Annotated in this window: 14 protein-coding genes; 3 read left to right on the forward strand and 11 right to left on the reverse strand. The window is 63.1% G+C overall.

Features of this window, described 5'->3' with window-relative positions; translation table 11 throughout:
- The first annotated feature begins 245 nt into the window (after positions 1-245).
- On the forward strand, positions 246-2,168 hold the full coding sequence (locus U5A65_RS05960; protein WP_321945748.1) for a hybrid sensor histidine kinase/response regulator: 1,923 nt from the start codon (positions 246-248) through the stop codon (positions 2,166-2,168).
- Here U5A65_RS05960 and U5A65_RS05965 read toward each other — a convergent pair.
- Complete coding sequence (locus tag U5A65_RS05965; protein ID WP_321911062.1) at positions 2,165-2,860, reverse strand: response regulator transcription factor; 696 nt, start codon at positions 2,858-2,860, stop codon at positions 2,165-2,167. The two genes, U5A65_RS05960 and U5A65_RS05965, sit on opposite strands and share 4 nt — an antisense overlap.
- A 153-nt stretch (positions 2,861-3,013) precedes the next feature.
- Here U5A65_RS05965 and U5A65_RS05970 point away from each other — a divergent pair, with 153 nt between their 5' ends.
- Both U5A65_RS05970 and U5A65_RS05975 read left to right on the forward strand, forming a co-directional pair.
- Entirely contained in the window at positions 3,014-3,502 is a 489-nt protein-coding gene (locus U5A65_RS05970) for a hypothetical protein (protein ID WP_321945749.1), read from the forward strand.
- Positions 3,503-3,554: 52 nt separating this feature from the next.
- Positions 3,555-3,926: a hypothetical protein gene (locus tag U5A65_RS05975; RefSeq protein ID WP_321945750.1), complete on the forward strand. Its 372-nt coding sequence runs from the start codon at positions 3,555-3,557 to the stop codon at positions 3,924-3,926.
- 291 nt (positions 3,927-4,217) lie between these two features.
- Here U5A65_RS05975 and U5A65_RS05980 read toward each other — a convergent pair whose 3' ends face one another.
- From U5A65_RS05980 to U5A65_RS06025, 10 genes are all read right to left on the reverse strand, one after another.
- On the reverse strand, positions 4,218-5,129 hold the full coding sequence (locus U5A65_RS05980) for a LysR family transcriptional regulator (protein WP_321945751.1): 912 nt from the start codon (positions 5,127-5,129) through the stop codon (positions 4,218-4,220).
- 58 nt (positions 5,130-5,187) lie between these two features.
- Complete coding sequence (locus U5A65_RS05985; RefSeq protein ID WP_321945752.1) at positions 5,188-5,976, reverse strand: enoyl-CoA hydratase/isomerase family protein; 789 nt, start codon at positions 5,974-5,976, stop codon at positions 5,188-5,190.
- A gap of 30 nt (positions 5,977-6,006) precedes the next feature.
- Entirely contained in the window at positions 6,007-6,900 is an 894-nt protein-coding gene (locus U5A65_RS05990) for an alpha/beta hydrolase (protein WP_321945753.1), read from the reverse strand.
- Positions 6,901-6,941: 41 nt separating this feature from the next.
- Entirely contained in the window at positions 6,942-8,123 is a 1,182-nt protein-coding gene (locus U5A65_RS05995) for an alpha/beta fold hydrolase (RefSeq protein WP_321945754.1), read from the reverse strand.
- A gap of 29 nt (positions 8,124-8,152) precedes the next feature.
- Entirely contained in the window at positions 8,153-8,860 is a 708-nt protein-coding gene (locus tag U5A65_RS06000) for a flavin reductase family protein (protein ID WP_321935898.1), read from the reverse strand.
- Between the two features lie 36 nt (positions 8,861-8,896).
- Entirely contained in the window at positions 8,897-9,349 is a 453-nt protein-coding gene (locus U5A65_RS06005) for a MaoC family dehydratase (protein WP_321945755.1), read from the reverse strand.
- Between the two features lie 171 nt (positions 9,350-9,520).
- Positions 9,521-10,468 carry a D-2-hydroxyacid dehydrogenase family protein gene (locus U5A65_RS06010; RefSeq protein WP_321945756.1) on the reverse strand — a complete coding sequence of 316 codons (948 nt, stop codon included), beginning with the start codon at positions 10,466-10,468 and terminating at the stop codon, positions 9,521-9,523.
- 102 nt (positions 10,469-10,570) lie between these two features.
- On the reverse strand, positions 10,571-11,293 hold the full coding sequence (locus tag U5A65_RS06015; RefSeq protein ID WP_321945757.1) for a hypothetical protein: 723 nt from the start codon (positions 11,291-11,293) through the stop codon (positions 10,571-10,573).
- Positions 11,294-11,328: 35 nt separating this feature from the next.
- Positions 11,329-11,733 (reverse strand): nuclear transport factor 2 family protein, encoded by a 405-nt coding sequence (locus tag U5A65_RS06020; RefSeq protein ID WP_321911042.1) that lies wholly within the window; start codon positions 11,731-11,733, stop codon positions 11,329-11,331.
- A gap of 13 nt (positions 11,734-11,746) precedes the next feature.
- The gene (locus U5A65_RS06025) at positions 11,747-12,508 is read right to left on the reverse strand and encodes an SDR family oxidoreductase (protein WP_321945758.1); all 762 of its coding nucleotides are present in this window, start codon (positions 12,506-12,508) and stop codon (positions 11,747-11,749) included.
- Positions 12,509-12,637: the final 129 nt, after the last annotated feature.

Below are 12,637 nucleotides of genomic sequence, written 5' to 3' on the forward strand. Positions count from 1 at the left end.
AATTCATTGCGCATGAAAGCGGGTTTGCAGGCCGGGACTGGAACGTGACACTTTACGAGTGAGCAAGATAGTGACGGACTAAAATGGATTGGCACGCCTAAGCACAAGACGTGCTTCCTGTTTCGCGAGGCCTGCGAGCATACCGGCGAGATGCGATGAGCATATTCAGGTTTCAATCGGCGACGGACTCGGCATTTCTCAAACGATCGCATGCGCCCAGCGCGATTCGTGCATGGCTGGTCGACATGCTTTGCTGGCCAGCCCGATTCGCCGATCCGCAGGTCGAGCGGGAATTCACGGAGGACTACGGCCGGCGTTTTGCCGACTTTCGCCGCGCGGCATTAGTGCTCGGCACGCTGATCTGGGTGTGTTTCGGCTTTTGGGAAATCAGTCTCGCGCAGACCAGCGCGGTGTTCCGGCCGTACTTTCCAGAGGTGTTCGCGTTCCGTTGCGCGGGGGCATTGGGCGCGACCGTCGGCATTGTGCTCGCCTTCAGACTCGAATTTCATCGCGACAAGGTTGCACACTGGATCCTGCTTTCGGGGCTGGCGTTCATGTGCTTCTGCCTGTTGATGCAAACGGTGCTCGCGCCACGTCCGTTCAATTTCACCCATTTCTTCGTCGGCTTTTATCTCATTCTCTTTTATCTGTTCGGCTTTCTTCGCTTGCGGGCCAAGGCGACTTTCATACTCACCGTGTGCGTGATAACCGTGATCGTGGCGGCGCAATTGCTCACTCAGGCGGTCGAGCCCGATAACTTCGCGGCGGGCATGTTCTACCTGTTGAACGTCGCCCTTTTGGGCCATAGCGTCAACGTGAACGCCGAGCGGCATGTGCGCGACCGCTATGTCGCCGTCCAGGCGCTTGCCCATAGCAACGACGCGTTGCAAAGCGCCAATGCCGAACTCGCGCAAAAGCACCAGGATCTCGAGCGCGCGCGTCGCGACCAGCAGACCAAGTCGGAAGCCCTGATCGCGTTGCGCGAGCAGCAGCGCGAAGCCGCCGAGCAGGCGAGCCGGGCGAAATCGCGCTTCATGGCGGCAGCCGCGCACGACCTGCGCCAGCCCATGCACGCGCTCAACCTTTTTCTTGCCGCTGCTGACGAAGCGCTGGATGCGCGCGACATAGAAGCGTCGAGCAAGCTGATCGGCGAGGCGCGCAAGGCTTCCGTGTTGTCGGCACGTCTGTTCAACGCGGTGCTCGACCTGTCGAAGCTCGAATCGGGGCACGTCGACCCGGTCTATACGAGCGTCGACTTAAGCCGCGTAATCGCGGAGACGGTTGAGCAACTCGCGTCGTTCGCGGCGAGCCGCGGCGTGACGCTGCGCTATGCAAGGGCGCTGCAAAAACCGGCATGGGTGCGTACCGACCCCGACTGGATTCCCCGCGTGTTGAGCAATCTCATTGCGAACGGCATCAAATACTCGGATCCATCGAAAGCGGGGCGCTCCACGGTGCTAGTGGGATTGGTACGTATGCCTAATTATGTTCGCCTCGACGTGCTCGACAACGGCATTGGCATTGCGCCGGAGCATTGGGACACGATCTTCCAGCCGTTCGTGCAACTCGGCAATCCGGAGCGGGACCGCGAGAAAGGACTTGGACTCGGCTTGTCGATCGTGAATGCGGTGGTGTCCCTGCTCGAGGGGCACCGTCTCGAACTGAAATCGATCGAGGGACACGGATCGCGCTTCTCGGTGCGCTTGCCGGTGGCGGATCAATTTGCGCTCCAGGATGCCACGCTGCCGCCGGCCGATACGGCAGCGTCGCAGTCACCGTCGTCGCTGCGCGGTCTCTATGTGTTGCTGGTGGAAGACGACAGCCTCGTGCGCGCGTCCATGGAAGCGCTATTTGCGCGGTGGGGGGTGCTGTCCGATTCGGTGCGCTCCGCCGCCGAACTCAGCGAACTGCTGCAGTCGATCGAACGCGTGCCGGACCTGGTGATCAGCGACTACCGGTTGCCGGAGATGTCGACCGCACACGACGTCATTCGTCTGCTTGGCGAGCACGTTGCGCGGCCCGTGCCGTGCCTCGTGGTGACGGGCGAAGCCGTGGCCAGCACGCAGGGCGTATTGCCGGAGCGCTGCGTGCTCAGCAAGCCGTTGTCTCCCGACCTGCTGATTGCGCGCATGCTCGAATTGACGGAGGCGTCGGCCCGGGCGAGTTAGACCGCCGGGGCATGCGCCACGGTGGGAATCTCAATGCCCCGGCGCGCCATTTCGACGATCAGGAACGTACGCCGCGATACGTTGAAGCGGCTCAGCAGATCGCTGATGTATTCCTTTGCGGTGTTCTCAGAGATATTCATCTTGCGCGCGATGGCCTTGTTCGACATGCCCTGCAATAGAAAGCCCAAGGTTTGCGCGAGGCGCGGCGGCAGGTTCAGCGAGTCGATCGGCACGCCCTTGCTCGGGCCCGGGGACTGCGGGGTATGCCCGCCTTTGCCGAGCACGCTGTTGGGCAGATAAACGCGTCCGTTCAGGATCGTCTGCAGGGCCTCCCGGAACACTGCGCCGCCTTCCTCGCTGGCCTTCGAAATGAAGCCGCCAGCGCCATTCTTGATGCAGTCCAGCACGGTTTCGCGGTCGTCCTGCGCGGACAGCATCACTACATGGGCAGCCCGCTCGTTGTCCTGCAGCCAGCGCAGCAGGTCGAGCCCGGTGTGATTGTTCCCGATCTGGTAGTCGAGAAAAACGAGGTCGTAAGCCTTGTTCTGGAGCCGCTCGACGGCGGCGTCGTACGAGCCCGCCTCGTCGATATCGAGCGTCGGCTCCGAAGTCAGAATCAGGCTCTTCATCGCGATACGCGTCAGGCCTTCGTCTTCTACGAGCAGTACGTGGCGGAAATACAGGTTGTCCATCGGGCGCCTCTCTAGTCGCGACCACTGTACCCGTAATTCATCTGGTTGCGATCCCCCCATAGCGGGGGACGCATCCGGGGCCACCTTCTGGAGGCGTATTTCCCCCGCTATGGCCGGTTTTTCCAGCGTCCCGAAACGAGCACGATGGCGTCAATGCAGTTCGGACGTGCAGTTCAGACGACTAGGGACACCACCATGCATACGCCGCATGCCGACTTCAAAAGCCTGCTGAATATTTTCCGCTTCTCGTCGGACGACGAAACCCGTGCGCGCCAGTGCAAGCCGGAGCCGGAGGCGGAACCGGCAACGCAGCCTGACGCCACGATCCTGGCGGAGCTTCTGCGGGCAAGGGCGCTGATGGTGCGCATCGAGTCGAGCGGCGTGAAATTCCCGGACCAGATCTACGACGTATTCGTGCAGGCCTTGAGCGCCTACGACCAGAAGTGCTGGACGGAGCAGATCGACCGGAGCTTCTGCATCACGCTGAGTCTGCTGGAGTCGATTGCGCGGCACCGGCGCGGGGCCGCAGCGAAGCGCGCCGTGTGCACGGATGTGACCCTGGTGAATCACGACAACCGTGGCCAGACCGTCATCATCAGCGAGCGGCGCGACGGGCTCAATGGGCTCGATGGTAATTGGTGAACGATCAACGCATGGGCCGACTGAACCGCCTGGCTGACGAGGAGATCGTGCGATGCAAGACCATTCCATCGAGTACGACGCCTTTGATGAAAGGCGCCTGCAATCCCTGCTCGCGCAGGAACGCGAAAGCCAGGTGGGAGGCCGGCGGGCAGGGCGCGACAAAGCGATTGAAACAAAGACAGAGACAGAGACAGAGCGGCGGCCTCACAGTCCCTACACTGTCCACACTCTCGACACCGCGATTGCTCACCTCGAAAGCGCCATTGGCGCAGATAAAGCGATGGAGATTTTCGGTGCGGGCTATTGGCACGCTCGTGTGCTCGAACTCCGGTCCACACCGGGCATTCTGTACGTTCAGGAGCGTCGGCTGAAGTGTTTGCTGGATCGGTTCGCGGTCATGTCCGGGGGGCAGGCAATGGGCTGAATAATGTTGGAAGCAGAAAAACGGGGGCATAGCAAAGCAATACGGGAAGCGTGAGAGACCACCAAAAAAATCAGCGAAAAGAACCATCCATTCGCACTAGCGGGAACGCGATGCTGGCATCGGACACAGCAACGCTCGGGGTTCCGTTGTCCGTCGTTCAGGCAAGGAGATTGCAAGAACAACCGCCGCCCTTGAAGACCCAGCAATAACTACAGGGTTGTTGGCGTTCGCCGTGCGGCACGCGTATCGCGCCGCACGGCATTTATTTTTTTCGAGCGTGACGCCTGAATCTCATCGGCGTCGCAGAAGCTCATTGTGTTCGAACAGCTCGACGAGCCAGTCGATAAATACACGGACTTTCGCGCTCAGATAGCGGTTGGGCGGATAGATCACGTGCACGGGGTAGGTGGGCTGCGACCAGTCCTCGAGCAGCGGCACGAGCTTTCCCGCGGCAATGGCGTCGTGCACCGAATAGGCGGGTGCCTGGATAATGCCGAGGCTCGCGAGGCCGGCTGCCAGATAAGTATTCGTATCGTTGACGATGAGCCGGTGAGTGAGCGGCAGCCCCTCTTTTCGAGCGTCGTACAAAAACGGGAATGACGCGGGGTAGCCTGCGCCCGAGGGAATCATGCCGATGGTCGGAAAGTTGCTCAACTGATCCGGCGAGGTGGGCGTGCCGTGCGCGTCGAGCAGCGCCGGCGTCGCGCATGTGGTGAAGCCGAACGCACCGATCTGCCGTGCGACGAGAAACGGTTCGTCGACCTTGCCGGCGCGGATCGCGCAGTGGAAGCCCTCGGCAATCAGGTCGGCGCGCTCATTGCCCACCTCCAGTTCGATCTGGACGTCCGGATAGGTGCGGTAGAAGTCATCGAGCGCCGGCGCGAGCACCAGTGTGCCGATCGCCGTCGCCGCGTCGACACGGATCTTGCCCGAGGGCTTGGTCCGCGCATGGGTCGTCGACGATTCGATGTCCGCGAGGTCGGCGAGCAAACGCACGACACGGTCGTAGTAGAGCGCGCCTTCCGGCGTGACCGTCACCGAGCGCGTGGTGCGATGCAGCAGACGCACCTTCAGGTCTTCTTCGAGCTTCTGGATGAGCCGCGTCAACGACGCGTTCGGCATGTCGAGCGTCTCGGCCGCTTTCGTGAACGTACCGGCCTCGACCACGCGCACGAACGCGTTCATCGCTGCGATGCGGTCCATGAGGCGTCTCCGTTCGAAGGGACGCCGTCATTAGACCGCACAATCGCGACACCTGCTTTCAGATGCCCTTGAAGTCCATCGCCGGGCGTGGGCGGCCCGCCTTCAGCGCGTCGACGGCGGAGCGCAGCCCGCGTTGCACGTCGTCGGTTTCGAACAGCGGCATCGCAATGTCGAGCATCGCTTCGTCCGCCGCCGCGACGCCGCCAACGGCCCATGCGCGCAGCAGCGCCTTGTGCGCGGCATAGGCACGCGTGGGGCCGCTCGCGAGCTGGCGCGCGAACTGGGTCGCTTCATCCAGCAGCGCTGCGTCGGCCACCACGCGATTCACGATGCCGAATCGCTCCATCGTGGCGGCGGGCACTTTCTCCGACGTGAGCGCCCATTCGGAAGCGCGCGAGCGTCCCGCGCGTTCCGCGACGCGGTAGATGCCGCCGAGCACGGTGACGATGCCCAGTGTTTGCTCGGGATGGCCAAAGGTCGCCGATTCGGCGGCGAAGATCACGTCTGCCCGCAGCGCGAGTTCGAAGCCGCCGCCGAAGCACAGACCCTGCACCGCGGCGACCACCGGCAGCGGCAGGTGCTCGAAGCGATTGAACACGGACAGGTAACGCCCGAAACGCGCGCGCAGTTCGCGCACACTCGCATCGGGCCAGGTCATGATGTCGCCGCCGAACGAGAAGTTTTCGCCAACGCTGCGCACGAGCACGGCGCGAGCTTCGCTGCGCTCGATTGCGGTGACGGCCGCATCGAGTTCGTCGATCATCGGGTCGTCGATGCGATTTTGCGGAGGGCGGTCGATGACGATCGTCGCGAGCGCGCCGTCGAAGCTGACAGTCAGGTGAGCCATGAGGTGATCCTTGAAACGTGAGTGCGGAAATTAGCCGAGGTGCTGCTTGAACCACTCGAGCGCGGCGCTGCTGGAAATCTGAAACTGCGACAGATACGGATCGAAGTGCCCGCCTTCGATCGTCACGAGCCGCTTGGGCTGAAGCGCGCGTTCGTAGGCAGTCAATTCGAGGTCCGTCAACGTGATCGCGTCGCGCGTGGCGACCACCATCAGCAACGGAGTCGGCGATACACGCGCAATCCACTGGCCCGGCTCATACATGCGCGCCGCGCGCGTCGAGCGCACCGTCACGTTGTTTTCCCAGACGCCTTCCGGCAGCGACTGCAGATAGAAGTCGATCGCGTCTTTTGCACGATACGACGCGGCGACCGCGGGATCGGCACTGACGATTGCCTGGCGACGCGGCGCCTCGCCGCGCAGTTGCGCGCGGTCGTCGTCGGCGAAGGCTTCTTCGATGGCCGCGACGTTCTCCGGCGCAATGCGGCGCAGCCCCTGTTCGTAGCCGCTGATCGTCGGCACCTGGGCGACGACGCAGCGCAGGCGCCGCTCGGTTGCGCCCAGCACGATGGCGTGGCCGCCCGCATAGCTCGTCCCCCAGAGGCCGATGCGCGCCGGATCGACGATGTCGAGGCTTTCGAGGTAGCTGATTGCGCGCCGCCAGTCCGCGATCTGACGCCACGGGTCGATGTCGTGGCGCGGCGTACCCTCGCTTGCGCCGAAGCCGCGGTGGTCGTGCAGCAGCACGACGAAGCCCGCTTCGGCGAAGGCGCGCGCGAACGGCTCGAGACCGTGCTGCTTCACGCCGGCGTAGCCGTGCGCCATCGTGATGGCGGGGCGCCTTCCTTCGCCGGGTGGCGTGAAGAGCCAGCCGCGCAGCTTGACGCCGCCGTCCACTTCGAATTCAACATCGCTACGTTGCACCATTTCACACTCCTGGAATCGGGATGATTGCGCGTGGATACCACTCACGCGCCGGGATAAAAGAGGCTCGCGTCCACCTTGCCTTGCAGGCGGCGGCCGAGTTCGGCGGAGAATTTCAGCGCGCCGCCGAGCGGCCGATGATGGATCGCCACGTGGACGATCTTGCCCGCCGCGTTCTTCGTGAGCACCGTGACGCTGCGCATGCGCTCGCCGCCGAACGCCTGGACCTCCCACTCGAGGTATTCGCGCAGCCCGCTGTGTGCCTCATGCGTGAACGAGAGCGCCTCGTAGATCTTGCTCGCGGTGGTCATCACGGTCTTGACCTGTTCGATGCCGACAGCCGGCTTCGCGAGCACGCTCGCTTCGAGCACGACGTTCGATGCGAATGCGTCCGCAAAGGCATCCGCGGACTTTTGCTCGAAGGCGCGGGTCCATCCTTGTGGGGCGACAGGGGTGTCCTGCGAGTGCGCGGCATTGGGCGCGTGTTCGATATCGGCGAGAAACGACTCGACGACATGTGCAACGGCAGCCGGTTGCTCGACGTGCGGCCAGTGGCCAGCGTGCTCGATAGACGCGATGGAAGGCGCCTTGAAGCGCGGCATCACGCCCGAGGAAAGCATGGCGAAGTCGACGAAGCTGTCGCCGTCGCCGCGGATAATGAGGACCGGGCCGCGATACCGGGAGGGTTCTGCGCCGGATGCATGCCCCGCGTTCCAGAGGTCGGCAAAGACGCCGACCGCCCGGGCGGCCACGCGGTCGCCGAGCTGGCCGAGGCGTTCGAGCCGCGCGTCATCGAGGCTTACCGAGACATTGCGGCGTAGCTCGCGTTGCGCCGCCGGATTGCCGCCGATTGCATGGAACGCACTGATGGCTTCCTTGGGCAGTCTCGCGCCGCCCAGCGGCACCGGCGTCAACAGCACGAGGCCGTGGACCTGGTGATCCAGCCGTTGTGCGACGAGTTCGGCAATCTGCGCTCCCATGCTATGGCCGACGAGCACGACCGGTCGCGACAGCGTGCGAACCTGCGTTGTGATGTCTGCTGCGAAGCGGTCGAGGCTGAACGGGCCGGGGTCGTCGGCGCGCGCGCCCATGCCGGGCAGATCGATGCACAGCGCGCCGGCCGCGCGCTGGCCGAGGTGCCGCGTGACGTCTTCCCAGATCTGGGCGCCGTCGAGGAACCCGTGGATGAATACGAGCGCGGGCTGGGTCGAATGAGTCGGATGCATGTTCGTTTCTCTCGCTGGCGGTTCGAAGATCAGCGTGTCGCGCCGGATGCGGACCAGTTCGCGGCATCGACAGGCGAGTAGTTGTCGTCAAAGTCGTCGAGCCGGCCAATGCGCTTGTTCTGCAGGCGCGCGAGCACCTCCGGGGCGAGCGGCGTCGTGAACGCGCTCTGTACCACCGTATATTCGGCCGCCAGGCGGCCAACGGCCTGCAGGGCGCCGGTGTCGATCCGGCCACGTTCGAGGTAAAGGTCATCGCGGATCTGGAAGCGGAGCACTTCACCGAATATCACGTGGTCGTAATCGCTGATCGGGATGATCCGGTCGAGCTTGCATTCGAGCGCGATCGGCGCGGCCTTCACGCGGGGCGGGCGTACCGTCAGCGAATCGGCCTTCTCGAGTCCGAGTGCGTCGAATTCATCGATATCGGAAGGAAATTCGTATGCACTACGATGCATTGCATCCGCAAGCTCGAGATTGGCGATATTGACGACGAACTCGCCGGTGTCGCGGATATTGACGAAGGTGTCCTTCAACGTCACGCCGTCGGAGCGGGGCTGCATCGAAATGGAAATCATCGGCGGCTTGCGGCCCACGGCGGTGAAGAACGAAATGGGCGCGAGGTTGGCGACGCCGTCCGTGGAGAGTGTGCTGACCCAGGCGATGGCGCGCGGCAGGATCGAGCCGATCAGCAGCTTGTAGTTCGCAGCGGCGTCCTGAGTGGTGGGGTCGATGATCATGAAGAGTGTCCTTGAAACGGTGTCAGGTGCGCAGCGTTATGCGGGGCGGCGTGCGACGATCAGTTTGGCCGTCATGTTCTGCACGACCTGGTCTTGCTGATTGAGTGTTCTGGAGCGCAGCACGAGGGTGCCGATTTCGCTGCGCGAGCGCGAAGGAATCAGCTCCATCACTTCGCTTTCGACATGCAGCACGTCGCCCGCGCGCGTCGGCAGCTTCCACTCGATCTCGCAGCCGGCGCCGAGCACACCGTTGGCCAGCTTCGGACCGTCGTCGACGAGCAGACGCATCGTCATCGCCGCCGTATGCCAGCCGCTCGCGGCGAGTGAGCCGAACATCGTGTTGCGGGCCGCTTCATCGTCGAGATGGAACGGCTGCGGATCGAACTCCGCGGCGAAGCGTTTGATGTCGGCTGAACCGACTTCATGCGTGCCCGTGGTGAAGGTGTCGCCGACCTTGAGGTCGTCGAAGTAGAGCGTTTCCTGATTCATGAACGTGTCCTTTTCAGGGAGCGGGCGGCAAGCTGGCCGGTCGTGCCGGCTTGCTTGCCCGCGGAACCTGAAGCTACTGTAGGCAACGTCCGGGGAGGCAGAAAGAGGGGTGCGCTGAAAGCGGCATTCCAATCCGGTCAATAATCGGCGCGAATGCCGCCTGGCGGGCTGTCAGGCCTGGTCGAGCCACGCGACGATGTTGCGTACGGTATCGCCGTAGAAGGTCTGGTACATCTCGCGCGTCACGTAGCCGATATGCGGCGTGACGAGCACATTCTCCGTTCTGCGCAACGGGTCGTCTGGGGCCAGCGGTTCGGTGTCGTACACATCGAGGGCCGCGCCCGCGATCTTTGCGCTTTTCACCGCCGCGAGCAGCGCTGCGATATCGACGATCGGGCCGCGCGACGTATTGACGATGCGGCTCGTGGGCTTCATTTTCGCGAGTTCCGCCGCGCCGACCAGGCCCCGCGTGCGCTCGCTCAGGCGAACGTGGATCGAGAGAAAGTCGGAGGTCGAGAACAGCGTCTCCTTGTCGACCAACTGGACGCCTTTGGACTCCGCACGCTCGGCCGTCAGGTTCTGGCTCCAGGCAATCACGTTCATCCTGAACGCCTGGCCGATCACCCCGACCGCTGAACCTACGCGGCCCAGCCCGAGCAGGCCAAGGGTCTTGCCCGATAGTTCCGTGCCGAGCATGGTCTGCCAGCCGCCCTCGCGCACGGACCGGTTCTCGACGGTCAGATTGCGGGCCATGGCCAGAATCAAGGCCCACGTGAATTCGATCGTGTGGGTGGACCAATATCCGGTGCCGGCAACCTGGATGCCGTGATCCGCCGCCGCGTCCATGTCGATCGAGGCGTTGGCCGGGCCCGTCGAGGCAATCAGCTTGAGATTGGGCAGGCGCTCGATAATCTCGCGCGTGAGCGGCGTGCGCTCGCGCATCACGCATAGCACGTCGAACGGTGTAAAGCGCTCGATGACCTGCCCGGTTTGCGCGACATGGTCGTTGAAAACGGTGATCTCTGCGCGGCCTTTCAACGGCGACCAGTCCGCCATGTCGAGCGCGACGTTCTGATAGTCGTCGAGAATGGCGATACGGGCAGGCGATGGGCTGGACATGGGGGTGACCTCCTGCAGCGATGTTTCGGTTAGCTTACGGTTGACGCGCTATGCCGGTATGCACGGTGCAATGGTAATCCCGAAGCGGTTCGCCGCGCTCGTTTAGCCGGAGCCGAACTCGATCGTGCGAAAGTCGATCGACACGAGCAACGGCTCGCCAACCTTGCGCCTCGCCTTGTCGTAGGCAAACACGCGCCGCGACATTGGCACCATCACACCGTTCACCTCGCGATAGTCCGACGCATAGTTGGCGCCAGGTGCGCCGCCCATCACGTCGACGGTATAGTCGTGGCGGCGCAGCAGACCGTCCGCGCCGAAGTACGAAATCTGCTCGCGCGTGTGACTGGCAATCGAGTCTGGAAACGTGGCCTTCAACCGTCGCCAGACTTCGCCGTTTTCTTCCCATTCAGGCAGCTCTTCCGTATGGAAACCGGGGTATGTGTAGAGAAACGGGATCGTCAGATAAGTCCAGAGCGCGTAGCCGGTAAAGTAAAGCGCGTGCAAACGATCCCATGAGGTCTCCTGAACATGGCCGCGATAACAATCTCGCGGTGCGCGCCGCTCTTCGGCGGCGTGACCCTCGAGCGACTCGACGCGCACGGCATCCGGCGTGAATGTGCCTTGCCAGCCGGATTGCGGCGACATGATCGAGACGTGCTGCCGTGCAAGGCTCGCCACCAGTGCGATATTGCGGAACATGTCCGGCTGGCCTTTGAGTTGCCATACGGCGCCGCCAATATCGAGGGTGGCCGAAGCGGTGCGCAGCGTCTTCCACTTTTCGATTCCTCCGTGTGCCTCTACGGCGCGTTCGAGCAAAGTACTCATTGTCTATTCCTTGGCGGCAGCGGTTGCCGTGAGCGTTATTGCTCGCCCGGGAATGCGTTGCCGAACATCGGGTAGCCGCCGGCGGACTCGCTGCGCTTCGGTTCGTCCTGCAGCACGTCCCAATGCTCGACGAGCTTGCCGTCTTCGATGCGCAGGATATCCACGGCGATCAGCGCGGCAGGCGTGGCAGAACTGGTGTAGCGGCTGTGCACCCAGACGAAGTCGTCTTTGGCGATCACCATGTCGTACTCGAATCGAATATCGCCCATCGAACTTACGAGGCCGAAGAGCCCGTCGCGTCCGGCGGGAACGTGCCGGCTGTGCTGCACGTAGGCATCGGACCAGAACTGCGCGGCCTTCTCGTAGTCCTTCTTGTTGAACAGCGTTTCGAGCGCTTCGAGCACGAACGCCGTGTTTTTCGCTTCAGTTGCGGTGGTCATGGTCAGGCGCCTCTCATTCAACGGGAATCGGGTTATCGACGACGAACTGGTTGAACTGTTCGACGAAAGCGTGTTCGTTGGGTCCGGCGTTGTCGCGCATCGGCTTCGCCGCATCGACCACGACCTCCGTCGTCGCGGTTTCCAGCAGCTTCAGCGTTTCGGCGATGAAGGCGTCGAGCGGCATGGCGCGCGGGTCGCCGCTCTTGTGAACGAGGTCCGTATCGACCCAGGGCGGCGCGATCTCGAGCACCTTCACGCTCGTATCGCGCAGGGCGAAGCGCTGAGAAAGCGTGTACGAGTGAATCGCTGCCTTGGTCGCGGAGTACAGCGCTGTGGCCGCGAGCGGCACATACGCGAGCACGGAACTGTTGTTGATGATGTACGACCCGGACTGTCGCTTCAGATGCTCGACGAACGCGGCGCTGACGCGTACGGGCCCGAGCAGGTTGGTGTTCACGAGCCGCACGGCCTGTGCGTCGTCGAGTGCGCCGCCGGCGTCGTCGAATGGCATGATGCCGGCGTTGTTGATCACGACATTCAGCGACGGAAAACGCGTGATCAATTGCGCGGCGACTTCGCGAATCTGCGTGGCGTTGCCGATATCGAGTTCGACGGTATCGATGCCGGGATTGAGCCTCGCGATCTCGTCGAGCAGAGACTTGCGCCGCCCCGCGACGATGACCTTGTTGCCACGGCGATGGAGGGCTTCTGCCAGTGCGCGCCCGATGCCCGAGGTGCCGCCCGTGATGAATACGGTATTGCCGCTGAGTTTCATGATTGTGCTCCTGATTGCAACGAGTTAAACGTTAGGATGGCGAATTAAATTTAACCGAGCCCCACGCAAAAAAATGCCGCGACACCTGTGCGCGCCGTATTGGCGCTGCGCCGGCCTTGCGTCAGCAGA

The sequence above is a fragment of the Paraburkholderia sp. J10-1 genome, from assembly GCF_905220165.1.
Classification (GTDB): Bacteria; Pseudomonadota; Gammaproteobacteria; order Burkholderiales; family Burkholderiaceae; genus Paraburkholderia.

Coding starts and splice junctions, on each gene's coding strand:
- U5A65_RS05960 (WP_321945748.1), top strand. CDS start 246: ATGCTTTGCTGGCCAGCCCGATTCGCCGATCCGCAGGTCGAGCGGGAA.
- U5A65_RS05980 (WP_321945751.1), bottom strand. CDS start 5,129: ATGGACCGCATCGCAGCGATGAACGCGTTCGTGCGCGTGGTCGAGGCC.
- U5A65_RS05975 (WP_321945750.1), top strand. CDS start 3,555: ATGCAAGACCATTCCATCGAGTACGACGCCTTTGATGAAAGGCGCCTG.
- U5A65_RS05965 (WP_321911062.1), bottom strand. CDS start 2,860: ATGGACAACCTGTATTTCCGCCACGTACTGCTCGTAGAAGACGAAGGC.
- U5A65_RS06020 (WP_321911042.1), bottom strand. CDS start 11,733: ATGACCACCGCAACTGAAGCGAAAAACACGGCGTTCGTGCTCGAAGCG.
- U5A65_RS06015 (WP_321945757.1), bottom strand. CDS start 11,293: ATGAGTACTTTGCTCGAACGCGCCGTAGAGGCACACGGAGGAATCGAA.
- U5A65_RS06000 (WP_321935898.1), bottom strand. CDS start 8,860: ATGATCATCGACCCCACCACTCAGGACGCCGCTGCGAACTACAAGCTG.
- U5A65_RS05985 (WP_321945752.1), bottom strand. CDS start 5,976: ATGGCTCACCTGACTGTCAGCTTCGACGGCGCGCTCGCGACGATCGTC.
- U5A65_RS06005 (WP_321945755.1), bottom strand. CDS start 9,349: ATGAATCAGGAAACGCTCTACTTCGACGACCTCAAGGTCGGCGACACC.
- U5A65_RS06025 (WP_321945758.1), bottom strand. CDS start 12,508: ATGAAACTCAGCGGCAATACCGTATTCATCACGGGCGGCACCTCGGGC.
- U5A65_RS06010 (WP_321945756.1), bottom strand. CDS start 10,468: ATGTCCAGCCCATCGCCTGCCCGTATCGCCATTCTCGACGACTATCAG.
- U5A65_RS05970 (WP_321945749.1), top strand. CDS start 3,014: ATGCAGTTCGGACGTGCAGTTCAGACGACTAGGGACACCACCATGCAT.
- U5A65_RS05995 (WP_321945754.1), bottom strand. CDS start 8,123: ATGCATCCGACTCATTCGACCCAGCCCGCGCTCGTATTCATCCACGGG.
- U5A65_RS05990 (WP_321945753.1), bottom strand. CDS start 6,900: ATGGTGCAACGTAGCGATGTTGAATTCGAAGTGGACGGCGGCGTCAAG.